Source organism: Pseudomonas sp. AO-1, from assembly GCF_019775695.1.
In the GTDB taxonomy this organism is placed as follows: Bacteria; Pseudomonadota; Gammaproteobacteria; order Pseudomonadales; family Pseudomonadaceae; genus Aquipseudomonas; species Aquipseudomonas parakoreensis.
The window spans coordinates 1575551-1601085 of the sequence record NZ_CP079947.1; the positions used below are offsets into that span (position 1 = coordinate 1575551).

The 25535-nt window shown below is 60.9% G+C and carries 24 protein-coding genes and 1 pseudogene; 16 read left to right on the plus strand and 9 right to left on the minus strand.

Features of this window, described 5'->3' with window-relative positions:
* The first annotated feature begins 47 nt into the window (after nt 1-47).
* From KVQ82_RS07300 to KVQ82_RS07315, 4 genes are all read left to right on the plus strand, one after another.
* Nucleotides 48-941, plus strand: coding sequence for a LysR family transcriptional regulator ArgP (locus KVQ82_RS07300; RefSeq protein WP_041068427.1), 894 nt, complete (start codon nt 48-50; stop codon nt 939-941).
* A 53-nt stretch (nt 942-994) separates the two neighbouring features.
* The gene (locus tag KVQ82_RS07305) at nt 995-1987 is read left to right on the plus strand and encodes an NAD(P)-dependent oxidoreductase (protein WP_047296149.1); all 993 of its coding nucleotides are present in this window, start codon (nt 995-997) and stop codon (nt 1985-1987) included.
* 116 nt (nt 1988-2103) lie between these two features.
* The gene (locus KVQ82_RS07310) at nt 2104-2958 is read left to right on the plus strand and encodes an ATPase (protein WP_222018521.1); all 855 of its coding nucleotides are present in this window, start codon (nt 2104-2106) and stop codon (nt 2956-2958) included.
* A 229-nt stretch (nt 2959-3187) separates the two neighbouring features.
* Nucleotides 3188-4036 carry a cache domain-containing protein gene (locus KVQ82_RS07315; RefSeq protein WP_222018522.1) on the plus strand — a complete coding sequence of 283 codons (849 nt, stop codon included), beginning with the start codon at nt 3188-3190 and terminating at the stop codon, nt 4034-4036.
* 83 nt (nt 4037-4119) lie between these two features.
* Here KVQ82_RS07315 and KVQ82_RS07320 read toward each other — a convergent pair whose 3' ends face one another.
* Both KVQ82_RS07320 and pobA read right to left on the minus strand, forming a co-directional pair.
* Nucleotides 4120-5637, minus strand: coding sequence for an MDR family MFS transporter (locus KVQ82_RS07320; RefSeq protein WP_086791809.1), 1518 nt, complete (start codon nt 5635-5637; stop codon nt 4120-4122).
* Nucleotides 5638-5716: 79 nt separating this feature from the next.
* Nucleotides 5717-6901 carry a 4-hydroxybenzoate 3-monooxygenase gene (pobA, locus tag KVQ82_RS07325; protein ID WP_177327911.1) on the minus strand — a complete coding sequence of 395 codons (1185 nt, stop codon included), beginning with the start codon at nt 6899-6901 and terminating at the stop codon, nt 5717-5719.
* A gap of 187 nt (nt 6902-7088) precedes the next feature.
* On the opposite strand from pobA, the gene KVQ82_RS07330 reads away from it, so the two are divergent.
* Nucleotides 7089-7973 (plus strand): helix-turn-helix domain-containing protein, encoded by an 885-nt coding sequence (locus KVQ82_RS07330; protein WP_095668431.1) that lies wholly within the window; start codon nt 7089-7091, stop codon nt 7971-7973.
* Nucleotides 7974-8106: 133 nt separating this feature from the next.
* Here KVQ82_RS07330 and KVQ82_RS07335 read toward each other — a convergent pair whose 3' ends face one another.
* The gene (locus tag KVQ82_RS07335; RefSeq protein WP_174376820.1) at nt 8107-8283 is read right to left on the minus strand and encodes a hypothetical protein; all 177 of its coding nucleotides are present in this window, start codon (nt 8281-8283) and stop codon (nt 8107-8109) included.
* 140 nt (nt 8284-8423) lie between these two features.
* Entirely contained in the window at nt 8424-9329 is a 906-nt protein-coding gene (locus KVQ82_RS07340; RefSeq protein ID WP_222018523.1) for a LysR family transcriptional regulator, read from the minus strand.
* Between the two features lie 113 nt (nt 9330-9442).
* Between KVQ82_RS07340 and KVQ82_RS07345 the strand changes: the two genes are divergently transcribed.
* Nucleotides 9443-10321 (plus strand): MBL fold metallo-hydrolase, encoded by an 879-nt coding sequence (locus KVQ82_RS07345; protein WP_222018524.1) that lies wholly within the window; start codon nt 9443-9445, stop codon nt 10319-10321.
* 45 nt (nt 10322-10366) lie between these two features.
* Nucleotides 10367-10981, plus strand: a complete 615-nt coding sequence (locus KVQ82_RS07350; RefSeq protein WP_222018525.1) for an NAD(P)-dependent oxidoreductase — start codon at nt 10367-10369, stop codon at nt 10979-10981.
* Nucleotides 10982-11094: 113 nt separating this feature from the next.
* Here the strand turns inward: KVQ82_RS07350 and KVQ82_RS07355 are convergent, their stop codons facing one another.
* Nucleotides 11095-11976, minus strand: a complete 882-nt coding sequence (locus KVQ82_RS07355) for a LysR substrate-binding domain-containing protein (protein WP_222018526.1) — start codon at nt 11974-11976, stop codon at nt 11095-11097.
* 228 nt (nt 11977-12204) lie between these two features.
* On the opposite strand from KVQ82_RS07355, the gene KVQ82_RS07360 reads away from it, so the two are divergent.
* The 6 genes from KVQ82_RS07360 (at nt 12205) to KVQ82_RS07385 (ending at nt 19678) form a co-directional block, all read left to right on the plus strand.
* Nucleotides 12205-13842 (plus strand): 5-guanidino-2-oxopentanoate decarboxylase, encoded by a 1638-nt coding sequence (locus tag KVQ82_RS07360; protein WP_222018527.1) that lies wholly within the window; start codon nt 12205-12207, stop codon nt 13840-13842.
* Nucleotides 13839-15290: an aldehyde dehydrogenase family protein gene (locus tag KVQ82_RS07365; RefSeq protein ID WP_222018528.1), complete on the plus strand. Its 1452-nt coding sequence runs from the start codon at nt 13839-13841 to the stop codon at nt 15288-15290. The genes KVQ82_RS07360 and KVQ82_RS07365 overlap by 4 nt, the downstream gene beginning before the upstream one ends.
* A 217-nt stretch (nt 15291-15507) precedes the next feature.
* Nucleotides 15508-16611 (plus strand): ABC transporter substrate-binding protein, encoded by a 1104-nt coding sequence (locus KVQ82_RS07370; protein WP_027612490.1) that lies wholly within the window; start codon nt 15508-15510, stop codon nt 16609-16611.
* A gap of 244 nt (nt 16612-16855) precedes the next feature.
* On the plus strand, nt 16856-17764 hold the full coding sequence (locus tag KVQ82_RS07375; protein ID WP_222018529.1) for an ABC transporter permease: 909 nt from the start codon (nt 16856-16858) through the stop codon (nt 17762-17764).
* The gene (locus KVQ82_RS07380; RefSeq protein ID WP_222018530.1) at nt 17761-18609 is read left to right on the plus strand and encodes an ABC transporter permease; all 849 of its coding nucleotides are present in this window, start codon (nt 17761-17763) and stop codon (nt 18607-18609) included. Before KVQ82_RS07375 ends, KVQ82_RS07380 begins: the two co-directional genes overlap by 4 nt.
* 13 nt (nt 18610-18622) lie before the next feature.
* A complete protein-coding gene (locus KVQ82_RS07385) occupies nt 18623-19678 on the plus strand; it encodes an ABC transporter ATP-binding protein (protein WP_174376821.1) in 1056 nt (351 codons plus the stop codon).
* A gap of 80 nt (nt 19679-19758) precedes the next feature.
* Here KVQ82_RS07385 and KVQ82_RS07390 read toward each other — a convergent pair whose 3' ends face one another.
* Nucleotides 19759-20688 carry an AraC family transcriptional regulator gene (locus KVQ82_RS07390; RefSeq protein WP_007965868.1) on the minus strand — a complete coding sequence of 310 codons (930 nt, stop codon included), beginning with the start codon at nt 20686-20688 and terminating at the stop codon, nt 19759-19761.
* A gap of 430 nt (nt 20689-21118) precedes the next feature.
* Here KVQ82_RS07390 and KVQ82_RS07395 point away from each other — a divergent pair, with 430 nt between their 5' ends.
* Both KVQ82_RS07395 and KVQ82_RS07400 read left to right on the plus strand, forming a co-directional pair.
* Entirely contained in the window at nt 21119-21472 is a 354-nt protein-coding gene (locus KVQ82_RS07395; RefSeq protein ID WP_222018531.1) for an antibiotic biosynthesis monooxygenase family protein, read from the plus strand.
* A gap of 43 nt (nt 21473-21515) precedes the next feature.
* Nucleotides 21516-21758, plus strand: coding sequence for a hypothetical protein (locus KVQ82_RS07400; RefSeq protein WP_007965872.1), 243 nt, complete (start codon nt 21516-21518; stop codon nt 21756-21758).
* A gap of 11 nt (nt 21759-21769) precedes the next feature.
* Here KVQ82_RS07400 and KVQ82_RS07405 read toward each other — a convergent pair.
* Together KVQ82_RS07405 and KVQ82_RS07410 are read right to left on the minus strand one after the other, a co-directional pair.
* Nucleotides 21770-22387 (minus strand): annotated as a pseudogene (locus tag KVQ82_RS07405) (flavin reductase family protein); the annotation flags it as partial.
* A 254-nt stretch (nt 22388-22641) separates the two neighbouring features.
* Nucleotides 22642-22917, minus strand: a complete 276-nt coding sequence (locus KVQ82_RS07410; RefSeq protein ID WP_086791830.1) for a hypothetical protein — start codon at nt 22915-22917, stop codon at nt 22642-22644.
* 342 nt (nt 22918-23259) lie between these two features.
* Here KVQ82_RS07410 and KVQ82_RS07415 point away from each other — a divergent pair, with 342 nt between their 5' ends.
* Nucleotides 23260-24015, plus strand: a complete 756-nt coding sequence (locus tag KVQ82_RS07415) for a membrane protein (RefSeq protein ID WP_041068467.1) — start codon at nt 23260-23262, stop codon at nt 24013-24015.
* 148 nt (nt 24016-24163) lie between these two features.
* Here the strand turns inward: KVQ82_RS07415 and KVQ82_RS07420 are convergent, their stop codons facing one another.
* Nucleotides 24164-25483 carry an MFS transporter gene (locus KVQ82_RS07420; RefSeq protein WP_198758911.1) on the minus strand — a complete coding sequence of 440 codons (1320 nt, stop codon included), beginning with the start codon at nt 25481-25483 and terminating at the stop codon, nt 24164-24166.
* Between the last annotated feature and the right edge of the window lie 52 nt (nt 25484-25535).

Genomic DNA, 25535 nt, shown 5'->3' on the forward strand with positions numbered 1-25535 from the left:
CCGGTATAGGAAAAACCAATAGTGCTGATCGCTCATTAGGAAAACTGATGTTCGACTACAAATTGCTTTCCGCTCTGGCCGCCGTGGTCGAGCAGGCCGGATTCGAACGTGCCGCGCAGGTGCTGGGCTTGTCGCAATCGGCGATCTCCCAGCGGATCAAATTGCTGGAAGCGCGGGTTGGCCAACCGGTGCTGGTACGCGGCACGCCGCCATCTCCGACCGAGATTGGCCGGCGGCTGCTCAACCATGTGCAGCAGGTGCGCCTGCTCGAACGTGACTTGCAGACCCTGGTGCCAGCGCTCGACGAAGAGGGGCTGCCGGAACGTTTACGCATCGCCCTCAACGCCGACAGCCTCGCCACCTGGTGGGCCGAAGCCGTGGGCGATTTCTGCGCCGAGCAGCATTTATTGCTGGATCTGGTGGTGGAGGATCAGACCGTCGGCCTCAAGCGCATGCGGGCCGGGGAAGTGGCGGCGTGTGTCTGCGCCAGCGAGCGCCCGGTGGCCGGTGCGCGCAGCGTGTTGCTCGGGGCGATGCGCTATCGAGCGCTGGCCAGTCCGGCATTCATCGAGCGGCATTTCCCCGACGGGGTACGCGCCGAACAGCTGCCGCGCACCCCGGCGCTGGTGTTTGGCCCGGACGATTTCCTCCAGCATCGCTATCTCGCATCGCTGGGTGTCGATGGCGGATTCGAGCATCATTTGTGTCCGTCCTCCGAAGGATTTGTGCGCCTGACCGAAGCCGGGTTCGGCTGGGGACTGGTGCCGGAACTGCAAGTGCGCGAGCAACTGCAACGCGGTGTATTGCGCGAACTGTTGCCAGATAAACCGATCGATGTGCCGTTGTACTGGCATCATTGGCGCAATGGCGGTCAGCTGCTGGCCTTGCTGACCGAACAATTGCTACGTTCTTCATCGCGCTGGCTGGTGCCCTTGGGCTGATGATCAGCGTCAAGACAGACGTATCAGGTAAACGAAAGTCATCGGAGCGTTACATGAAAATTCTGGTCACCGGCGCAAGCGGCTTCATTGGCGGACGCTTTGCGCGTTTCGCTTTGGAGCAGGGCCTGGACGTGCGGGTCAACGGTCGCCGGGCCGAAAGCGTCGAGCATCTGGTGCGCCGTGGCGCCGAGTTCGTCCCGGGCGATCTCACCGATGCGGATCTGGTGCGCGAACTCTGCGCCGACGTCGAAGCCGTGGTGCACTGCGCCGGTGCCGTCGGTTTGTGGGGGCGCTATCAGGACTTTCATCAGGGCAACGTGCAGGTCACTGAAAACGTCGTCGAAGCCTGCCTCAAACAACGCGTGCGGCGGCTGGTGCATCTGTCGTCGCCGTCGATCTACTTTGATGGCCGCGATCACCTCGGTCTGACCGAAGAACAAGTGCCCAAGCGTTTCAAACATCACTACGCGGCGACCAAATACCTGGCCGAGCAAAAGGTCTTTGGCGCACAGGAATTCGGCCTGGAAACCATCGCCCTGCGCCCGCGCTTTGTCACCGGCGCCGGCGACATGAGCATCTTCCCGCGTCTGTTGAACATGCAGCGCAAGGGGCGTCTGGCGATCATCGGCGATGGCCTGAACAAGGTCGACTTCACCAGCGTGCAGAACCTCAACGAAGCGCTGCTGAGCAGCTTGCTGGCGGCCGGCTCCGCGCTGGGCAAGGCCTACAACATCAGCAATGGCGCGCCGGTACCGTTGTGGGATGTGGTCAATTACGTGATGCGCAAGATGGAAGTGCCGCAGGTGACTAAATACCGTTCGTATGGCCTGGCCTACAGCGTTGCAGCGCTCAACGAAGGCGTGTGCAAACTCTGGCCGGGCCGCCCGGAGCCGACCCTGTCGCGGCTGGGCATGCAGGTCATGAAGAAAAATTTCACCCTCGACATCAGTCGCGCCCGGCATTATCTGGACTACGATCCGAAAGTCAGCCTGTGGTCGGCCCTCGACGAGTTCTGTGGCTGGTGGAAAGCCCAGGACATCCGTTGATACAAGTCGCCCGGCCAGCAATGAACCGCACTGCCGCTTGAGGGTCAATCCCTGCGGCTGCGGCGGTTATACTTCGCAGCATTTAGCCATCACCGCGTTCCACAAAGGTTGCCTCAATGTCCATGCGTAACGATGCCAACGACGATTTCGACGATGTACCGAGCCTGCGGGCCGACACCTTTGACGACGATGACATTCCGCCCACCGCCCGCACCTCCGTGCACTCGCGCACGCCGCCGGTGGTCAAGGTCAAGGCTGCGAGCACCGGGCCGCTGTGGGCACTGGTCGGCGCGTTGTTCTTCGCCTTTATCGGTCTGGCCTGGTGGAGTTTCCAGCAGATCTCGCTGATGGAGCAGCAGTTGGTCGCGACCCAGGAAAGCTTTGCGCGCATCAGCGAGGAAGCGGCGGGGCGGTTGCAGGACATTTCCGGCAAGGTGGTGGCCAGCCAGAGCAACGTCAACAGCGACAGCGAAGCGTTGAAGCTGCAGATCAAACAGCTGGAAACCCAGTTGCTGGATCAGGGTAAACAGCAGCAAGGCGTGGTCGGCCAAGCCAGCGATCTGGACAAGCGTCTGGCGCAAATGACCGCGCAGACCACTGAACAACAGAACGCCAATACCCAGTTGCAGGCTCAGGTCAAAGCCTTGAGCGCGGAACTGGCGGCCCTGAAAGGCGCATCGGCGGATACCAGCAAGGTCGATGTCCAGCTCAAGAGTTATGACGCTCAGCTGAAAAGCCTCGGCGCTGATATCACGGCGCTGAAGAAGCAGGGCACTTCGAACGCGGCGATCGAGCGTCTGGAGCAGGAAATCGTCGTCCTCAAAAGCGAACAGGACAATCGCCCTGCCGCTGCGCAGGGTGGTGGCAATACCGCCGAGTTCGACGCATTTCGTGGCCAGATGACCCGCAACCTCAACACCCTGCAGGCGCAGATCCAGAACCTGCAACAGCAGATCAATGCCCGGCCGTAGGGCCTGATGAACTGTAGCCAGGGACCTTTGTGGTGAGGGGATTCATCCCCGATGGGGCTGCACAGCAGCTCCCTGTTATCAGCTCGGTGTCTCAGAAAATATGTGTTCTCTGCATCAGGGCTGCTGCGCAGCCCATCGGGGATAAATCCCCTCGCTACAGGATGCGGCGCCCCGTCCGAGCCCAAGCCGTCTACGCTCTTGAAACACCAACAAGAACGAGGGATGCGTTATGGGGTTTTTGCATAAAGTGGCGTGGCTCGGGGTGATGCTTTTTGTGGGGGCAGGGCAGGTCAACGCCGCCACCGCGCAGAAGGACGACAGCAAGGCTGCCATTGCTTTGCTGGAAAAGGCCCTGGCCTATTACCACGACAATGGCGACAAGGCCTTCGCCGCGTTCAGCCGTCAGGGTGAGTTCGTCGACAAGGATCGCTACGTGTTCGTGGTCGACACCAAAGGCGTGATGCTCGCCAGCGGCGGGCCGTCCTCAGCCTTGATCGGCCGTGACGTCAGCGAGGTGCTCGCGCCGGATTTGCAGAAAGCCTTCAAGGACGCCCTGCTGGTGCCGGAAGGCAACGGCATTCAACAGGCCGAATACCGCTGGCAGAACTGGGCGGACGGCAAGGTCGAGCGCAAACATGTGTATTACCAGCGCATCGGTCAGCGCATTCTGGCCGTCGGTTATTACCTGCCGCGCGCTTCAGCCGAGCAGGCCAAGGCACTTCTCGACAAGGCTGCTACCGATCTGGGGAAAAACGAGAAGGGCACCCTGACCGCCATCAACTCGCTCAAGGGCGGTTATCTGCAGGATGACTTGTATGTGTTCGTGGTCGATCTGCAGACCGAACGCTACGTTGCCCACGGCACCAATCTGCGCCTGATCAACACCGACTTCAGCAAGATCAAGGACCCGGAAGGTAAACCGGTGGGCGAGCCGATGCTGGCGCTGATCGCCAAGCAGGATGACGGTGAATACGAATACCGCTGGAAAAACCCGGTGACCGGCAAGGTCGAGGACAAGCATGCGTACCTGAAGAAGGTCGGGCATTTTCTGGTGGCGGTGGGTTACTACAGCCCCTGAAAATCAAAAGATCGCAGCCTTCGGCAGCTCCTACATGGGAATGCATCTCTGTAGGAGCTGCCGCAGGCTGCGATCTTTTGCTGTTATTTGGCGCCGTGCTCGCGCCCGCGCAGCAGGTTGTTCGGCATCGCAATCGCCGCCGCCAGCCCCAGCAACGACACCGCCGTACTCACCCACAGCAAATGCCGGAACGTCACCGAAAGCTCGGCGCGCAAGGCGTTCTGCGCATCGCCCGGTGCGGCGTTCAAACCGTCGAGCAGCACGTTGCCCGAATGCCCCTCGCTGAGCAGCGAGTTGCTCGCCAGGTGGGCAAAACTCGAATCCTGCAACAACGCCAGCAACAGCGCCGACATCAACGCCACACCCACTGCGCCGCCCAGCGAGCGGAACAGGTTGGTGGTGCTGGTGGCGACGCCGATGTCGCGCTGTTCCACCGAGTTCTGTGTGCCCACCAATGAAGTCGGGAACTGCATGCCGCCGGCAATCCCGCTGAGCAGCATGAACAGACTGCTGACCAGCGTCGCATCCGGTGGGCTGAACGCCATGCCGAGAATCGAAATCGGCATCAGGATCGCACCCGTCAGAATCTGGGGTTTGTAACGACCGGTCACCGAGGTGCGGCGTCCGGCGAAATAGGCGCCTATCGGCAGGCCCATCGCCAGCGGCAGCAAGTGCAACGCCGCCGCATCGGCACCGGCGCCAGTGACGCTCTGAAAGCGCAGCGGCATCAACACGATCAGCGAGATCGCCTGAAAACTGGTGAAGAAAATCGTGCACCAGCACAGCAACGCGTTGCGGTTGGTGAACAGATGCATCGGCAGCAGCGGCTCGCGCGCCCGGCGTTCATGCCAGACGAACACCGCCAGCACCAGCACCGCACAGGCGAACAAGCCAAGCACTTCGCTGCTGCGCCACGAATGGCCCTGACCGACCTGAGTGATGGCCAGCAGCAACGCGGTCAAACCGATGATCATCAACAGCGTGCCGAGGTAGTCGATGATCGGTTTGCGCTGCGGAATCGGCAGCCCGCGCAGGTTGCGATTGGCCACCCACCAGGCGCCCAGCCCCAGCGGCAGGTTGATCAGGAATACCCAGCGCCACGACAGGTATTCGGTCATGTAACCGCCGAGCACCGGCCCGGCGACGCTGGCCACCGCATACATGCTGCTGAAGTAACCCTGATAGCGCCCGCGTTCGCGGGGCGGAACGATGTCGCCGATGATCGCCTGACTGACCGAGATCATTCCGCCGGCGCCGATGCCCTGGAGAATCCGCGCCAGCACCAGTTGTTCCATGCTTTGCGCCATGCCGCAAAACAGCGAGGCGAGGGTGAACAGGCCCATGCCGAACAGCATCAGTTTGCGCCGTCCGTACAAATCGCCGAGCTTGCCGTAGATCGGCACGGCCACGGTCATTGCCACCATGTACCCGGAAATCACCCAGGCCAACAGGCTGACGTCCTTGAACTGTGCGGAGATGGCGGGCATCGAGACGGCGACGATGGTCTGGTCCAATGCCCCGAGAAAGATCGCCAGCATCAGCGCGACCAGCACGCTGCGAATGGCCGGTTTGGGAGTTTCAGGCTGGTGAAGATTGGTCACGGGCGGAACCTGCGGGCAGTGAGAATCCCGCAGGCCATCGGGCGAGCGGGGATGCTCGCCAGTGTAAGTCGGTAGGAAGCTATTCGATAGCCTCATAAGGAAGCCCGACGTAATTTTCTGCAATGGTTTTCCGACCCGCTTCTGAACTGACGAAATAGTCCAGTTCCGAGGCGCTGATCCGTTGGCTGAAAGCATCATGCTCGTCGAAGCGGTGCAGCATCGAGGTCATCCACCAGGAAAACCGTTCGGCTTTCCAGACCCGGCGCAGGCAGATTTCCGAGTATTTCTCCAACAGATCTGTGCGGCCTTCGCGATAAACCTTCAGCAGAATATTGAACAAAGTGCTGACATCGCTGGCGGCCAGGTTCAGGCCCTTGGCCCCGGTGGGCGGCACAATGTGCGCGGCATCGCCGAGCAGAAACATCCGCCCATACTGCATCGGCTCAACGACAAAGCTGCGCAGCGGCGCGATGCTTTTTTCAATCGACGGGCCGGTGACCAGTTTTTCGGCAAGCTCGGCGGGCAGACGGGTTTTCAGCTCAGCCCAAAAGCGCTCATCGGACCAGTCCGCGACGTTTTCTTCCGCCGGCACTTGCAAGTAGTAACGGGTGCGGGTGGCCGAACGCATGCTGCACAGGGCGAAGCCGCGTTCGTGACGGGCGTAGACCAGTTCTTCGTGCACCGGCGGGGTGTCGGCGAGAATTCCCAGCCAGCCGAACGGGTAGACCCGTTCGAAAATCTTCAGGCAGTCTTCGGGAATCGACTGCCGGGCCACGCCGTGGAAGCCATCGCAACCGGCGATGTAATCGCAATCGACGCGCCAGGTTTCACCGTCCTTTTCGAAGGTGACAAAGGCCTCGTCGCTTTTCATGCCGTGAGGAACGACATGGCTCGCCTCGTAAATCGTCGACGCACCGGCCTCCCGACGAGCGGCCATCAGGTCCCGCGTGACCTCGGTCTGGCCGTAGACCATCACGGTTTTGCCACCGGTCAGACCCTGCAGATCGATGTGGGCCAGACGCCCATCCAGGGCCAGATCGAAACCGCCGTGCACCAGTCCTTCGGCGTCCATGCGCTGGCCGACTCCGGCCTGGCGCAACAGCTCTACCATGCCTTGTTCGAGCACGCCGGCGCGAATCCGCCCGAGGACATAGTCGGGCGTCTGGCGTTCAAGAATCAGGGTGTCGATGCCGGCGTTGTGCAGCAACTGACCGAGGAGCAATCCGGAGGGACCGGCGCCAATGATGGCGACTTGGGTTTTCAGCGTTTTCATTGTTTTTATGACTCGCAAGCTTCACGCGACAGCAGCCGGTGAATGATTTTTATGGATCGAGTGCTTGCATTTTTCCCTTGCGGGTCTGTCAATTGAAGGTGAAAACTGAGCCGATACCTGTACATTCTGCCAATCGGTGCGATTATCGCCCGCAAACCTCGAGGCCTGGATTGAAGTGATGAACAAGCCTGACCTGCCTTCGATTCCGGTGTTCAAGCTCTACGGTGAAAGCCTGGACTGGCCGACCCCTGACTTGCTGCACTGTGAAACCATTTCCAAACGCAGCCGCGAACATCAATGGGAAATCAAACCCCACCGCCACGCCGATTTGTGCCAGTTACTCTTCGTTTTCAAAGGTCAGGCAGAGCTTGAAATCGAAGGTCAACGCACGCAGCTCAACGAACCCGCGATTCAAGTCCTGCCCCCGCTGTCGGTGCATGGCTTTCGTTTTTCCGAGGACGTCGAAGGTTTCGTCGTTACCCTCGCCAATCCGTTGATCAACCACCTGCAGGCGCAACTGGGCAATTCGGTGCATGCCCTGGCGCAGGCCGAGCACTATCCGGCGGGCAAGGATGCGCAGTACCTGCACAGTCTGTTTTCAGCATTGCAGGCCGAGTACAACGGCCATCAACCCGCGCGGGAAATGCTCATGCATTCGCTGGTCAGCGTGATCATGGTCTGGGTCAGCCGTCAGGCGATCGTGCGTCATAACGCCAGTCAGCGGCCACAACGCCAGCGCGAATACCTCAATGGGTTCATTCAATTGGTCGAGGAGACATACCGCCAGCATGTGAAGGTCGAAGACCTGGCGCATCGCCTGGGGATTTCGGTGTCGCACCTCAACGGTACTTGCCGGGAACTGGCAGGGCAGCCAGCGCTGCAGATCATGCACGAACGCCAGTTACTGGAAGCCAAACGTTTGCTGACCTATACCAGCATGACCATTTACGAGATGTCGGAATTGTTGGGGTTTTCCGATCCGACCAACTTCACGCGCCTGTTCCGGCGCAGGGTGGGCATTTCGCCAAAGGCGTTTCGCGACCGGCTGAAGGCCGAGCAGTGATCGGGTAAAACACCACCGCCCCCTGTGGGAGCTGGCTTGCCAGCGATTGCGTCCTGTCAGTCAGCACTGAAGGCGTCTGGGCCACCGCCATCGCTGGCAAGCCAAGCTCCCACAGGGTTGATAGCAAGCCGAATCAGCGCAATGCGTTCAGCGTCGCATTGTGCGGAATACAACGCTCGAAATTGCAGCTCGCATAATCGCGGGGCAGTTGTCGCAGTTGCTCGACCCGCCAGGCCGCAGTGCCGTACAGCGCCAGCGTGGCGGCGCAGGTGATGAAGATCGCGAAGTACCTTCTTGTTCTGATGTTCATGGCGTAGACCTCTGAACGCATACCCTGCGGTATTACTTTCAGCATAGAACAAGATCAAAAGATCGCAGCCTGCGGCAGCTCCTACATTTGGAATGCATTTCCTCTGTAGGAGCTGCCGCAGGCTGCGATCTTTTGCTTTTCTACAACCCCACATCCCACTCTGGATGCTCGGGAAACCGTTGCACCAGAAAATCCAGCATGCTGCGCAGCGCCGCCGGCATGTGCTTGCGTGAGGCGTAGACCGCGTAGATGTTCATCTGCCGTGGCTCGGCATTCGGCAGCAGGCGCACCAGTTCTCCGGCATGCACATGCACCCCGGCCTGATAGGTCGGCAGCATCGCCACGCCCGCACCGGCCAGGGTCGCGCGCAGCAACGTGCTGGCCTCGTTGGCGCTGATGTTGCCTTGCACCGGCACCGACACCGGTTCGCCATCCTCTTCGAAATGCCACAGGCTCTTGCCGAAATACGAATGCGTCAGACAGTTGTGCCGGCTCAGGTCCTCGACCCGCTGCGGCGACGGGTTGTCGCGCAAGTAGGCGGGCGCGGCGCAGACCACCGAACGGCACACCGTCAGGCGCCGGGCGATCAGGTTCGGGTCCAGGTCATTGCTGGTGCGGATCGCCAAATCGATGCGTTCATCCACCAGGTTCACCGTGCGGTCGAGCATTTGCAGATCGATGTTGACCCCGGGGTAGCGCTTGACGTACGCCGCCATGGCATCGGCCAGTTGTGCCTGGCCAAACGAGGTGCTGACACTGATGCGCAGCAGTCCGCGCGGCGCATCGTGGGGTTCGCTGACAGCGGCCTGCATATCGCTTGAGAGTTCGAGCATCTGTCGGCAGCGCGGCAGGATTTCGCTGCCGGCGGCGGTCAGGCTCAGCTTGCGCGTAGTGCGGTGCATCAGACGCGCGCCGACCCAGTCTTCCAGCTCCGCCAGATAGCGCGACACCACCGGCCGTGACAGATCCAGATGATCGGCGGCTGCCGACTGGCTGCCCAGATCAACCACCGTGACAAACACGCGCATTGCTTGAAGACGATCCATGATTTGCCCGCTTTCAGAAACAAACTATGTTCAAGCATCGCATTTTTTGTACCGAGTCAGGCAACTAAGCTCTGTCCATCGCCAAACACGGCATTCGGATCACGGAGCAACAGATGATCGGCTTCACCACCCTCAAGCGCGTTTTGCTGGCCACCGCCACCCTCGGTTTTGCGGCCCATGCCGCTGCCGCCAACCTGACCCTGGACGTTTACAACCCGGGCACCAACGCGATCTTCCCGGTGACCTCGGTGCTGGTCAGCGGCGAGAAAGACGCGATTCTGGTCGACGCGCAATTCGGCAAGGCCCAGGCCCAACAGGTGGTGGAAAAGATCCGCGCCAGCGGCAAACACCTGACCACCATTTACATCAGCCACGGTGACCCGGATTACTACTTCGGCCTCGACACCCTGACCCAGGCCTTCCCCGACGCCAAGGTCCTGGCGTCGCAGCCGACCGTTGATCACATCAACAAAACCGTCGCCGGCAAACTCGCCTTCTGGGGCCCGAAAATGGGCGCCGACGTACCGGCCAAAACCATCGTGCCGGGCGTGCTCCAGGGCGATAGCCTGATGCTCGAGGGGCAGAAGTTGCAGGTGGTCGGCCTTGAAGGCAAACAACCGGATCGCAGCTTCGTGTGGATTCCGTCGCTCAAGGCTGTGGTCGGTGGTGTTGTGGTCGCAGAGAACATTCATGTCTGGATGGCTGATACCCAGACTGCGCAATCCCACGCCGACTGGCTGCAAACCCTGCACTCGATCGAAACCCTGAAGCCGAAAACCGTGGTGCCCGGTCACTTTCTGGGCGAGAGCAGCCGCTCGCTGGCCAGCGTGAAATTCACCGCCGACTACATTAAGGCTTTCGACGAAGAAACCGCCAAGGCCAAGGATTCCGCCGCACTGATCAAGGCTATGCAAAAGCGCTACCCGACACTCGGCGAAGAAAGCTCGCTGGAGCTGAGCGCCAAAGTCGCCAAGGGCGAAATGCAGTGGTAAGCCGATTCTGAAAACGCAGCACTCTCAAGCCAACTGGAGAATGTCATGAGCAAGATCGCAATCATTGGTGCCACCGGTCGTGCCGGTAGCCAACTGCTGGAAGAAGCCCTGCGTCGTGGCCATAGTGTCACCGCCATCGCCCGCGACACCTCGAAGATCGGCACACGTGCCGGTGTGGTCAGCAAGAATGTCGATGTGCTGGATTCGGCAGCGCTGCAAGCCGCCGTCGCCGGTCACGACGTGGTGATCAGCGCTGCGCATTTCGCCACGGTACCGGCCAGTGCCGTGGTTGGCCCGGTGAAGCAGGCGGGCGTGCAACGTCTGCTGGTGGTCGGTGGTGCCGGTTCGCTGCTGCTGCCGGATGACACCCGAGTGATCGACAGCGCCGGTTTCCCGGCCGAGTACAAAGCCGAGGCCAGCGCCGGGGCAGCGTTTCTCGATGCCTTGCGTCAGGAGAAGGAACTGGACTGGACCTTCCTCTCGCCATCGGCCGAGTTTGTCGAAGGTGAGCGCACCGGCAGCTTCCGCGTCGGCAAGGATCACTTGCTGGTGAGTGCCGAAGGTCGCAGCTGGATCACCTTCGCCGACTACGCGATTGCGTTGATTGACGAAGTGGAAACGCCGAAGCATTCGCGTCAGCGGTTCACCGTCGGCTACTGACCTGCAAACGCCCCCTGTAGGAGCTGCCGCAGGCTGCGATCTTTTGATCTTGTTTTTTAAAATAAAAGTCAAAAGATCGCAGCCTGCGGCAGCTCCTACAGGGGAATGGTGTTTCAGCGGGTATGGGCTTGTTCCACCAGCCAGATCATCAGTTCTTCCAGCTGCGGCGACGCCCCTGCACCCTGCGGCATCACCACGTAGTAACCCAGCCCCGTTTTCACCTTCAGCTCAAACGGCATCACCAGCCGCCCGGCGCGCAGGTCGTCGCCGATCAACGACCAGTCGCCAATCGCCACACCCGTCCCGTGGGACGCCATCGACATCGCCTGATCCAGCGTCTCGAAATGCTGTCCCGTGTTGACGTTGTTCAACTGCAATTCGGCCGCCGTCAGCCACACTGTCCAATCCTGCGTATCGCGGGTCGGATGCAATAGCAGATGCTGTTGCAGATCGGCCGGTTCGCACAGCACCGGTGGGCCTTTCAATAACGCAGGCGAACAGACCGGCGTCAGTTGTTCATCAAACAGATGCAGCGCGGTCGATGAGTTGTCCGGCGGCGTGCCGTAGATCACCGCCGCATCGAACTGCTCGCGCTGAAAGTCGACCCCGTGGGCCAGTGTGGTGGTCAGTTTGACCGGTACGTCCGGGCGTTCCTTTTGCCATTGCAACAGGCGCGGCACCAGCCAGCGCATCACGCAGCTGGGCGCCTTGAGTTGCAGGGTCTGACGCTTGCGCCCGATCTGCTCGGTGGCCTCGCTGATCAACCCGAAGATCTTTTCCACCCGCGGCAGCCATTCGCGCCCTTCGGCGGTCAGCTCCAGGCCTCGGGCCAGACGGATGAACAGCTCATACCCCAGATGATCTTCCAGCCCGGCGATCTGCCGGCTCACGGCGCCCTGGGTGATGTGCAACTGCTCGGCCGCCCGGGTGAAGTTGCAGCACTGCGCAGTGATCAGAAACGTGTGCAGGGCGGGCAGGGGAGGCAGTCGTTTCATGTGGATCCAAGGTATGACGTGAGGACATGGCTAGTATGACTTTTAATCGATTGTTGCCGCTACCTGCCGCCCGTTCAATGAGCTCATTCCACCCGGATCGATGTGGGAGCGAGCTTGCTCGCGAATACGGTTTTCCATTCAGCATCAATGTGGCTGATACACCGCTTTCGCGAGCAAGCTCGCTCCCACACTGGCACGGCGTATTGAACAACAAGAAGGGCAATCGACATGGCGACGTGTGGCGAAGTACTGGTCAAGTTACTCGAGGATTACGGGGTCGAGCAGGTGTTCGGCATTCCCGGGGTGCACACCGTGGAGCTGTATCGCGGGCTGGCCCGTTCGAGCATCAACCATGTCACCCCACGACATGAACAGGGCGCCGGTTTCATGGCCGACGGCTACGCGCGCACCAGCGGCAAACCGGGGGTGTGCTTCATCATCACCGGTCCGGGCATGACCAACATCACCACAGCGATGGGCCAGGCTTACGCCGACTCGATCCCGATGCTGGTGATCTCCAGCGTGCAGACCCGCAGCCAGTTGGGCGGCGGTCGCGGCAAGCTCCACGAGTTGCCGAACCAGAGCGCGCTGGTCGCTGGCGTCGCGGCGTTCTCCCACACCCTTATGTCGGCGGCGGAATTGCCCGGCGTGCTGGCCCGTGCCTTCGCGCTGTTCCAGGCCGGGCGTCCGCGTCCGGTGCACATCGAGATTCCGCTGGACGTGCTGGTGGAAGAGGCCGACGAACTGCTCGCCAGCGTCCCGGTCAATATCGACCGCGCCGGGGCTGCACCGGCTGCCGTACGGCGCATGAGCGAACTGCTGGCCAGCGCTCAGCGTCCGCTGATTCTCGCCGGTGGCGGGGCCATCGATGCCGCCGCCGAACTCACCGAACTGGCCGAGTTGCTCGACGCCCCGGTGGCGCTGACCATCAACGCCAAAGGCATGTTGCCGACCAGCCATCCGCTGCTGATCGGCTCGACACAAAGCCTAGTCGCGACCCGCGCGCTGGTGGCCGATGCCGACGTGGTGCTGGCGATCGGTACCGAACTGGCGGAAACCGATTACGACGTGACCTTCGCCGGCGGCTTCGAGATTCCCGGCAAGTTGCTGCGCATCGACATCGACGCCGATCAGACCGTGCGCAACTATCCGCCGCACGTGGCCTTGGTCGCCGACTCGCGCAACGCTGCGCAAGCGCTGCTCGGTGCGCTGTCGCAGCAGGCGCTGGCCGAGCGGTGCAACGATTGGGGCCAGGTGCGGGCAGCGCGTCTGCGCGATGAGCTGGCCGCGACCTGGGATGCACCAACACTGGCCCAGACCCGTTTTCTGGAAACCGTGCTGCACGAGTTGCCGGACGCGGTGTTTGTCGGCGACTCCACGCAACCGGTGTACACCGGCAACCTCACCTTCAACCCGCAGCGACCACGGCGCTGGTTCAACTCGTCCACCGGTTACGGCACCCTCGGTTACGCCTTGCCGGCGGCGATTGGCGCGTGGCTTGGCGGCAGCGTCGAGGGCGGCGCTCGTCCGCCGGTGGTGTGCCTGATCGGCGACGGCGGCTTGCAGTTCACCCTGCCGGAACTGGCCAGCGCAGTTGAAGCGCGCACGCCAGTTATCGTGCTGCTGTGGAATAACCAGGGTTACGAAGAGATCAAGAAGTACATGGTCAACCGCGCCATCGAGCCGGTCGGCGTCGACATCTACACCCCGGATTTCATCGGCGTCGCCAAGGCCCTAGGCTGCGCCGCTGAAGCGATCAGCTCGGTTGAGCAATTGCGTGGCGCGCTGCGTGCCGCCACCGATCGTCAGGGCCCGACCCTGATCGAAATCGACCAGACCCAGTGGATGCAGGCGGTGACCCAATGATCAACTTCCCAACCACCCTCGACGGCCTGTACATCAACGGTCAATGGTCCGCCGGGCGTGAGCACCTGCGGGTGATCAACCCGGCCACCGAAGCACTGCTGACCACGGTCAATGGCGGCGATGAACGCGCGGTTGATCTGGCCGTCAGCGCGGCCACTGCAGCGTTCAAGAACTGGTCGAAAACCAGCGGTGCCGAACGCGGCGCGATCCTGCGCAACATTGCCAACGGTGTGCGCAACGGGCGTGACCACTTGATGAAGTTGCAGTCGAGCAACAACGGCAAGCCACAGTTCGAAGCGGCCATCGACGTCGATGATGTGATCGCCACCTTCGAGTATTACGCCGGTTTGGCCGAAGGCCTCGACGCACAACTCGACAGCAACGTGGCGCTGCCCAGCGACGATTTCAGTGCGCGTCTGCGCCGTGAACCGTGCGGTGTGGTCGGGCTGATCGTGCCGTGGAATTTTCCGATGGTCACCACTGCGTGGAAGCTCGCACCGGCCTTGGCCGCCGGTTGCTGTGTGGTGCTCAAACCGTCGGAAGTCACGCCGCTGCCGGAGCTGGAACTGGCGGCGATCATCGCTGAATCCGGTCTGCCCGACGGCGTGTTCAACCTGGTCTGCGGCACCGGTCTGGCGGTGGGGGCACCGCTGTCGGCGGATCCGCGCATCGCGAAAGTTTCCTTCACCGGCAGCAACGCTGTCGGCGTGCAAGTGATGCAGCGTGCCGCCGAAACCGTGAAGGGCGTGAGCCTGGAGCTGGGTGGCAAATCTTCGCTGCTGGTGCTCGAAGACGCCGATCTGGAACTGGCCGTGGAACTGGCTTGCGGCGGCGGTTTCTTCAATGCCGGGCAGATGTGCTCAGCCACCAGTCGCGTGCTGGTCGCCGATGAGCTGGCCGATGAATTTCTTGAGCGTCTGCAAAAGCGCGCGCAAGCGATTCGCGTGGCCGATCCTTTCGACCCGGACGTGGAGATGGGCGCGCTGGTCAATCAGGCGCAATACCAGCGCGTGCTCGGCCATATCGATCGCGGTTTGAGTGCCGGAGCGAAGCTGGTGTGCGGCGGCAATCGTCCGGCGCATCTGCCGCGCGGCTATTTTTTGCAGCCGACGGTGTTCACCGACGTGCCCCTCGACAGTGCGTTGTGGTGTGAAGAGATTTTTGGCCCGGTGCTCTGTGTGCGCAGTTTCAGCAGCGAAGCCGAGGCGATTGCCTTGGCCAACAACAGCCAGTTCGGGCTGGTCGCCAGTGTGGTGACGCGTAACGCCGAGACTGCCGACCGCGTCGCCAACGCCCTGCAGGCGGGGCTTGTATGGCTCAACGCGCCGCAAGTGATCTTCCCGCAGACGGCGTGGGGCGGCTACAAGCAGAGCAGCATCGGCCGTGAATTGGGGCCGTGGGGCCTGGCTGCGTTTCAGGAAATCAAACACGTGATCCGGGCGCTCTGAACGCCCGAAAAAGGTGAGCGCATGCCTCGCAACGAGGCATGCGTCGGTGTCATGGCTTCGATGAGTTTTTATCGATAGTCAGGTGTATTGCACGACCTCAGGATGAACCCGTCGGCTGCGCTGCAGGCCTTTGAATACAAGGCCTGCAGCGGATCCGGCCGCGCGGATGCAACGGTTGCGACCAACCTCATACTTAAAAGAACAAAGGGAGTCCTTCATGGGCGAGCATGATCTGAACAGGCGTCAATTCATTAAAACCGTCGGCGTCGCCTCGGTAGCAGCGGCGGCCCTGAGCATGCCCTTCATCCGGGCCAGCGCCAGCGACACGCGGTTTGCCGGCAAGACCCTGCGTTTGCTGACCTGGTCGGATGACACCGGCCTCGCCGCACTGCGCAACATCGCCGCCACGTTCGAGGCCAAGACCGGCGCCAAGGTCATCGCCGACCGCACTGGCAGCACCTCGGAAATGGTCGCCAAACTCAAGGCCGGCGGTGACCGTCCGCAGTACGACATCATCACCCTGGCCGGGGTCGGCGCTGAAGGTCTGGCCGCCGCCGGGCTGCTGGAAAAACCCGACCTCAACCGTATTCCCAACCTGATCGACGTACCGGAAAAATACCGCACCGGCGCCAACGGGCATGGCATCGGTTACCTGCTGTGGTGCAACAGTCTGGTCTACAGCACCCGCACCCTCAAACAGGCTCCGGACAGTTACGCCGCGCTGTGGGATGCCGATCTGGCGCCGAACATTTTCCTGCCGCCGCCGAACTGGACCGAGGCCATGGACCTGATCATCATCGCCGCGAAACTCGCCGGCGGTGATGAACACAACATCGAGCCGGGCTTCAAGAAACTCGCCGAGCTCAAGGATCGCGTGGTCACCCTCGGCGAGAACCCGAACCAGATCGCCGAGCTGTTCCGCACCGGTTCCCTGGACATGGGCGGCTTGTACGCCCCGGCATTCTTCCCCAAGCAGATCCGCGATCCGAACTATGGCCTCGGTGCCACGTTTGGCATGAAGGAAGGTTTCTACACCGACCTGATGCTCTCGGTGATGCCGAAGAACCGTCCGGGCGACACCGACCTGGCCTACGCCTTCATCGACCACTCTCTCGACCCGCTGGTGCAGGGCAAGATGGCCGAAGACATCTTCAACGGCCCGGTCAACGCCAAGGCGATCATCTCCGCCGAAGCGCGCAAGAGCCCGTACATCCTCACTCCGGAGCAGATTGCCGAGAAGGCGATCATGCACGACAACGCCTTCCTGGCGACCGTGCATGACCAATGGATTCGTCGTTATACGGAAATCTTTTCTTCCTGACGCCGGCCTCCCGAACACCACGGCCCCCCTGTGGGAGCGAGCCCTGTGGTGAGGGGATTTATCCCCCGATGGGCAGCGCAGCTGCCCCAAGATCAGCAAATACGGTGCATCAAATGTACCGAGTACGATGGTTTTGCGACTGCTTCGCAGCCGGTCGGGGATAAATCCCCTCACCACAAAAAATGACTCCCACAGGAGACAGAGGTGTTTGGCAGCTTCGCTTTCCATTGACGAGATCATTGCTATGGAACATCAATCCCTGACCCAACCGGTCGGCACCGCTGACGTGCGTCCGGCGCGCGGTATTTCGCCGACCGCCCGGGCGTGGTTTTTCCTCACGCCGTCGATGCTGTTTCTCGGTGTGCTGATCGCCGCCAGCCTGCTGGTGCTGCGCATGAGCGTCGGCACTAAAGGCGCGGAATGGAGCGGGTTCAGCCTCGCCAGCTACGCGCAACTACTCGAACCCTATTACCTCAAATCCCTGCTGCTGACCCTGCGTCTGGCGCTGATCAGTGCGGTGATCGCGGTGCTGCTGGCGATCCCGGTGGCGTACACCATGTCGCGGCTGACCTCGCCGTTCGTGCGGCGGATCTTTCTCGCGGCGGTGTTGTTGCCGCTGCTGGTCAACCTGCTGCTGCAAAGCTACGGCTGGCTGGTGATTCTCGGCCCGGGCGGAATGCTCAACCAGACGCTGATGGGCCTGGGCCTGATCAAGCGCCCGATCATGCTGCTGTACAACCAGAACGGTGTGCTCATGGGCTTGGTGCAGACCGCGTTTCCATTGGCCGTGCTGCCGATTGCCAGCGCAATGCGCGGTGTTGCGCGCACCTACGAAGAGGCCGCCGCTACCTTGGGAGCCAGTCGTTTTCAGGTGTTCCGTCAGGTGGTGTTGCCGATGAGTCTGCCGGGGATCATCACTGGGGCGACGCTGGTGTTCGCCTACAACGCCAGCAGTTTTGTCGTGCCGTTGCTGCTCGGCGGTCGCCGTGTGCCGATGCTCGCGGTGATGGTGCATGACCAGATCGCGCCGCTGATGAACTGGCCCGCCGCATCGGCGGCCGGGGTGGTGCTGATCGTCACCACGCTGGCGATCATGACTTTGTCTGAATACATCACTGGCCGTCGTCGGCGCCTGCTGGAGGCTTCGCAATGAGTACCCTGACCAAGAAGCGCATGGCGCTGCTGCCCGGCGACACCGGCAAGTTCGCCGGGATCCTCTCCGGGGTCATTCTGCTGCTGGCGGTGTTGCCGATCCTGACCATGATCGTCATGTCGTTCAGCGGTGCTTCGAACCTCGACTTCCCGCCGAGCAGCTACAGCCTGCAATGGTACAAGGCGGCCTGGCACACCTTCGTTTCGCCGGACGCCAGCGATGTGTTGAGCCTCGGTCAGGCCATGGCCACCAGTCTGCTGGTGTCGTGCCTGACCATGGTCTTCGCCACGCTGATCGCGGTGCCCGCCGCCTATGCGCTGACCCGCTGCGAGTTCCGTGGCAAAGCCGTGGCGCTGCAACTGATGTCGTTGCCGCTGGTGTTTCCGATGGTGGTGTTGGGCCTGGCCTTGCTGCTGGTGTTCGACAGCCTGCCGTTCCACCTGACCACTTCGCGGCTAGTGATTGCCCACGTGATTCTGGCGCTGCCGTTCGTGGTGAAAAACTGCACCGCCGCGATGCTCTCCATCGGCAACGAAGTCGAAGAGGCGGCGCGGATGCTCGGCGCCTCACCGCTGCGGGCGATTGTCGATGTGGTGGTGCCGTTGATGAAGTCGGGGATTCTGGCGGGGATGCTGCTGGCGTTCATCGTTTCGTTCAACGAATTCACCGTGACCTATTTCCTCTACACCATCGACGTCATGACCGTGCCGATCTGGATGTACAGCCGCACCGTGTCATCGCTCGACCCTACCGTGTTCTCGTTTGCCGTGCTGATCGTGCTGATCGACTTCGTCCTGATCTGGGCGCTGGAGAAGCTGGTGGGCGAGGGCGGCGTTTCCTTTTGATTTGAGGTGCAACATGACTGGTCTGATTCTGGAAAACGTCGAGAAATTCTACGGCTCGGCTTGTGCGGTACAAGACGTCAACCTGCATTTGCCCGAGGGCAAACTGGTGTGTTTCCTCGGACCCTCGGGCTGTGGCAAAACCACCTTGCTGCGGATGATCGCCGGGCTGGAAACCCTCACCGGCGGTGAGATTCGCCTCGACGGCGAGGACATCGGTCACACCCCGGCGCACCTGCGCAACTTCGGCATGGTGTTCCAGTCGCTGGCGCTGTTCCCGCACATGACCGTTGGCGAGAACATCGCCTACCCGCTAAAACTGCGCGGCGTGAGCAAGGCCGAGCAGCAGACGCGGGTGGTGGAGTTGCTGGAGCTGATCCAGTTGCAAGCGATGATCGACCGGCCCGTGGCGAAACTCTCCGGCGGGCAACGACAGCGGGTGGCGATTGCCCGGGCCATCGCCTCGCGGCCGAAAATCCTCCTGCTCGACGAACCGCTGTCGGCGCTGGACGCCAAGTTGCGCGAGTCGATGCAGGTGGAAATCCGCCAGTTGCAGCAGCGCTTGAACATCACCACGATCATGGTCACCCATGATCAGCGCGAAGCCATGACCATGGCCGACATCGTCGTGGTGCTCGGCGAGCACAAGGTGCAGCAGGTGGGCACGCCGATCGAAATCTATCGGCATCCGGCCAACGAGTTCGTCGCCGACTTCATCGGTTCGGGCAACATCTTTCCGGCCACGGCGCTGGGTGACGGCAAGGTCAGTTTGCCGGGCGGTGATGCACTGCAAGTGCCGATCTGCAGCAGCATCGAGGCGGGGCAGAAGGTGAAGATGCTGATTCGTCCGGAAGACCTGCAACTGTCCGCGCCACAAGCCACGGCGGGCAATCGCTTGCTCGGCAAGGTGACGTTTGTGCGTGATATTGGCGCGACCATCGAGACCACGGTGGAGTGTTCCGGGGTGACGTTCACCGCGTTGAGCACGCCGTGTCAGGGGATCGGTTTGGGGATCGGGCATCCGGTGTCGGTGACGTTGCCGAGCGAGGCGTGTCGGGTACTCGGTGCCTGATTCTGGATTGAGGTTGTCTTGACTGGCCCCATCGCTGGCTTGCCAGCGATGGCGTCAGCCGATACAACACAACACCTTGATCAGACCGACTGCCGCAACCGCGCCAGATCCCTTAACGGCGGCGCACCAAACAAGCGGCTGTACTCGCGGCTGAACTGCGACGGGCTTTCATAGCCCACGCGATAGCCCGCCGCCGACGCTTCCAGCCCTTCGGCCAGCATCAGGCGCCGCGCTTCCTGCAGGCGCAATTGCTTCTGATACTGCAGCGGACTCATCGCCGTCATCGCTTTGAAACGGTGATGCAAGGTCGAGACGCTGAGGTTCACTTCTTTCGCCAGATCATCAATGCGCAGCGGTTGTTCGAAGTTGCCGTTGAGCCATTTGATCGCCTGGCTGATGCGATGGCTCTGACTGTTGGCAATCGCGATTTCATACAGGCGATGGCCCTGCGGACTGCGCAGCAGGCGATAAAGAATCTCCCGGCGAATCAGTGGCGCGAGCATGGCAATGTCTTTCGGCGCATCCAGCAGTCGCGCCAGACGCAACACCGCGTCGAGCATCGCGCTGTCGATCTTTTCCACATACAGGCCACGCCCGGTCGGTCGGGTCGGCACGCCCATGGGGCCGGCGTCGGCGATCAGTGCGGTGATTTCCGCCGGGTCGATGTCCAGGCGCACGGCGAGAATCGGATCCTCCGGCGAGACATTCACCACCCGTCCGCTGAGCGGCATGGAGACCGAGACCACCAGGTAATTCAGCGGGTCGTAATTGAAGAACTCATCGGCCAGGCGCACCTCTTTGCGGCCCTGAGCCATGATGCACAGCGCCGGTTGCGCGAGCACCGGGGCGAAGTCATGGGATTTTGTGTGGCGCGACATGAACAGTGAGCCGATGGCGGTCTGGTAACTGCCGTCGTCCGTGGTGTTGCGGCGGATGATCGCCGCGAGTTCTGCGCGCTGTTTTTCCATGTCGGCATCGGGCGGAGACTGGAAACGATCGAATGACGTCATGCACGGCATCCTCGGCAAGGAATCTGGAATGGGGCAGAGCATATGTTTGTGCAAGCGTCAGCGGTAGACACATCCTGTCAAATGCTTGCCTGATTCTGCATGGGCTGCTTTTGCGTGCCGGCCATCAGCCCGCGACCGCCACCTTACCCCTTGGGTCGAAGACCCCTGTAGGAGCTGCCGAAGGCTGCGATCTTTTGATTTTAAAAACAAAAGTCAAAAGATCGCAGCCTTCGGCAGCTCCTACACAAAAGCGTTGTGACAGCGGTGTGACAGGTTTCTTCCCGTCGACGCAGGGCATTTGTGCAGTCTCGCAGGATTGTGCAACGCAGCGGCAGGAATCGACTAACGGCACCTTGCGCGCGGCCCTTAACCTTGGATCCTGTCGCAGCCCGTCCCCCGGCTGCCACGCGACTCCCTGGGAGGGTTGAACATGTCCAAGCAGATTCCCGTCAGTCATATGGCCTTCGTTCGAGCGCGCGCCGGACGCTCCGCCGAACTGGGTGTACGCCTCAGTGCCTTGATCGAACCGTCACGCAACGCCCCCGGTTGCCTGAACTTCGCCTTGCAGCATTCGCAATGCGATCCGGAACTGTGGCTGGTCTCCGGTTTCTGGAGCCATCAACAGGCAATGACTGCGTATTTCAACAGCCCGTCGATGCAGATCTTTGCCGAGCTGGTCCAGGACCTGGTGGTCAACAGCCTGGATTTCCACACCTTCAAAGAGGTGTCAGCGGTGCAGGCGCTGGGACAATGCCCGGCACCGATACACAAACTCGCCGGTTGAGGGTTTAATGTCCGGCTTATTGGTCTGAGCCAGGATGTGTGCCATGGCACGTAAAGAGTTTGAACACTTCGAAGCAGTCTCCGCAGTCGTCCCCGTCGAGTTGGGCGGCAACAAGGGTTATCACGCGGCAATCGCGGTCAAGGCCCTGGTCGATGGCGGTGCGCCACGCTTCCACAAACTGCTGGGTGATCAGGTTTTCCCCGGCGCCATCGCTGCCGATGAGGCTGCCATCAATGAGCTGGATCGCCTCAAGGGTGTCACTGATGACGCCGAGTTGATCTGGTAGTTATTTGACCGCCCCGGGCGCCACATCTTGAACAGGGCTTCAGGCCCCAACTGGAAATAATCCGCCGGCCCGCCGCCGCGCAGAATCGGTTCTGCCGCGGCGGTGTCGTAAATCCCGTCCTTCAACAGCCACTTGGCGATATGCACGGCAACCACTTCGCCGAGAATCAGCCAGCTCGGCACGGTTTCGCCATCGGCGCGCTGCAGCTGAATGATCTGCGTGACCTTGCACTCGAAGGACACCGGGCTTTCGGCGACCCGTGGCACGGCAATCACCTTCGACGCTACGGGCGTCAGTCCGGCTAGTTCAAACTCGTTGACCTGCGGCGCGACCATCGCGCAGCTCTGGTTCATCTGCTCGGCCAGCGGGCGGGTGGCGAGGTTCCAGGCGAATTCGCCGGTCTGCTCGATGTTGTTCAGGCTGTCTTTGCGCCCGACGCTGGAAAAACCAATGATCGGCGGAATGTAGTTGAACGCGTTGAAGAAGCTGTAAGGCGCCAGGTTCAACTGCCCATTGGCATCCTGCGAGGAAATCCAGCCGATGGGGCGCGGGCCGACGATGGCGTTGAACGGATCGTGGGGCAGGCCGTGGCCGTGGGCCGGTTCGTAGAAGTGGATGTCATCGGACATGGATGGGGTTCCTCAAAAGGGCAATCTGAAAGACGCCATAGTGTAAGAGCGCACCGCGTATTTCCAGTCGAACGCTGATCCCACTGTAGGAGCTGCCGAAGGCTGCGATCTTTTGATCTTGATCTTAAAAACAAAATCAAAAGATCGCAGCCTTCGGCAGCTCCTACAGGGGATTTGTATGGATTTCAGAAATTGTAATGCTTCAGAAATGACTAAGCCCGGCCGAAGCCGGGCTGTGGAAGAGCTGCTGATATTCAGCTGATGGCTGCAGCAGTTCCGGTTTTATCAAAGCCGTCAGCCGCGATGGCGTTGGCAGTACCGGTTTTATCGAAGCCATCGGCGGCCACGGTTTTGCCGATGTTGGTTTTATCGAAACCGTCAGCGGCGTAGGTGCCCGAGTGGCTGGTTTCGATGGCGGCGCTGGCGCCGGAGATGAAGTCGGCCGATTTGGTTTTGTCCGAACCATCGGCAGCGAAAGTGTTGGCGGCCAATACGGACAGGGTCAGGGCGAGGATCAGTTTGGTTTTCATGTCAGTTACTCCAGATGCGTTGGCGATGTGTCTTGCTTGGATCTAATGCTACGCCAACTAAATTGATTAAAAAGCGCAAATAAATGCTAAAAACAATCGATTAACTTGATATTAAGGGCGACGCATTCAATTCGCTTTCGTCGTTAGAGCGAGCGCCGCGCAGGTCATCGATCAGGTAGGTGCAGGATGCGGGAGATGCATTAACCGCTAATTAATGGCCTCCTTCGGGCTGTGTGACAGATTTTTCATACATTCCCGACCGGTTTTTCACCGGCGCGACGCCAGTCTGCCCACGGCCAGAAAACCAAGAACCGGCCGTCTCACACTGGAGCTTTGCTTGCGATGAATAAACTGCCTCAAATCACCCTGGCGTTCTGGGTCATGAAAATCTGCGCGACGACCCTGGGGGAAACCGCGGGGGATTTGCTGTCGATGACCCTCAACGTCGGTTACGCCCTCAGCTCGCTGATCCTGATCAGCGTGTTCGTGCTGACCCTGATCACCCAGTTGATGGCCAAGACCTACAAGCCGCTGCTGTACTGGATCGTGATTCTGTCGACCAGCACCGCCGGCACCACCATGTCCGACTTCATGGACCGCACCCTTGAACTGGGCTACGCCACCGGATCGATGATCCTGATTGCGATTCTTCTGGCGATCTTCGCGGCCTGGCGCCTGAGCGGCGATTCGCTGAACGTCAGCAAGGTGCAAACCTTCCGCGGCGAGATGTTCTATTGGATGGCGATTCTGTTTTCCAACACCCTGGGGACCGCGCTCGGCGACTACCTGGCCGATGATTCGGGCCTGGGTTTTGCCGGTGGCGCGCTGCTGATCGGCTCGACCATTGCCGTGGTGGTTGCGCTCAAATACTTCACCAGGATTTCGACCGTGGTCTTGTTCTGGGTGGCGTTCGTGCTGACCCGGCCGTTCGGTGCGACCTTGGGCGACCTGATGACCAAATCCCATGAAAAGGGTGGCCTGGACTTCGGCACCATCGGCTCGTCGGCGGTGCTGGCAGGGATTCTGCTGGTGATGATTGTCGGCGCGTCGTATGCGCAGAAGCGTTATGGCAAGCCGCCGGTTGCCGAGTTGACTTGATACCGAGTCGCCCCAATCGCTGGCAAGCCAGCTCCCACAATGATCGGTGATGTTCACCAAATCTGTGTGCACCACCTGAACCTGTGGGAGCTGGCTTGCCAGCGATGAGGCCACCACAGCCACCATTGCAGTGGCTGTGAAAACCCGATCAGTCCGTCACGATCCGCGAATGTTTCTGCGTGTCTTTCATGGTGATGTACACCAGCAGCGACACCGCGATGCACGCGGTCACGTACCAGTAGTAACCGGTTTCCATGCCGATGCTCTTGAACCACAGTGCGATGTATTCGGCGGTACCGCCGAAGATCGACACGGTCAGTGCGTACGGCAGGCCGACGCCCAGCGCGCGGATTTCGGTCGGGAACAGCTCGGCCTTCACCACGGCGTTGATCGAGGTGTAGCCGCTGACAATGATCAGTGCGGCCATGATCAGGAAGAACGCGCCCCACCAGGTCTGGATGGTGTGCAGGGTCATCAGGATCGGCACGGTGAAGATCGTCCCGAGCACACCGAAAGCGATCAGGATCGGACGCCGACCGATTTTATCCGACAGGCCACCGATGATCGGTTGCAGGCACATGAACAGGAACAGCGTGGCCGCGGAAATGGTGGTGGAGTCGGAGATGCTCATGCCGACGGTGTTCACCAGGTATTTCTGCATGTAAGTGGTGTAGGTGTAGAACGCCAGCGTACCGCCCATGGTCAGGCCGACCACAGTCAACAGCTCTTTCGGATGGCGTAGCAAGGTGCGCATGGCGCTTTCCTTGGACTTTTCTTTTTTGGTGAACGATTCGGTTTCTTCCATACCGCGACGCAGATACAGCGCAACGATCGCGCACAGCGCGCCGATGGCGAACGGAATACGCCAGCCCCACGCGTACAGCTGTTCGGTGGTCAGCAGGTTCTGCAGCACGATCAACACACCCAGCGCGATGAGCTGGCCAGAGATCAGGGTCACGTACTGGAAGCTGGAGAAGAAACCGCGACGTTCCTTGGTCGCCATCTCCGACAGGTAGGTGGCCGAGGTGCCGTATTCGCCACCGACTGACAGGCCCTGCAGCAGACGGGCAAACACCAGCAGGATCGGCGCGCCGATGCCGATGGTTTCGTAGTTCGGGCTGAGGGCGATCAGCAAGGAGCCGAAGCACATCAGGTAGACCGAGGCCATCAAGGCTTTCTTGCGACCGACCTTGTCGGCGTAGAGGCCCATCAGCCAGCCACCGATCGGACGCATCAGGAAGCCCACGGCGAAGATCGCGGCGGTGTTCATCAGTTGCGCGGTGGTGGAACCGGCGGGGAAGAAAGTCTTGGCGAAGTACAGCGAGAAGGCAGCGTAGACGTACCAGTCGTACCACTCGACCATGTTGCCGACCGAGCCGCTGAAGATCGATTTGATCCGGCTGGCGGTGGTTCTTGTTTTGGCGGGCGCGGCAGCCGACCCAAGGGGCAGGGCGTTGGAGTTATCCATTGAAGGATCCTTCGTTTAATTGTTTTTGTGGAGCGCGTTAAAACGCAGCCTG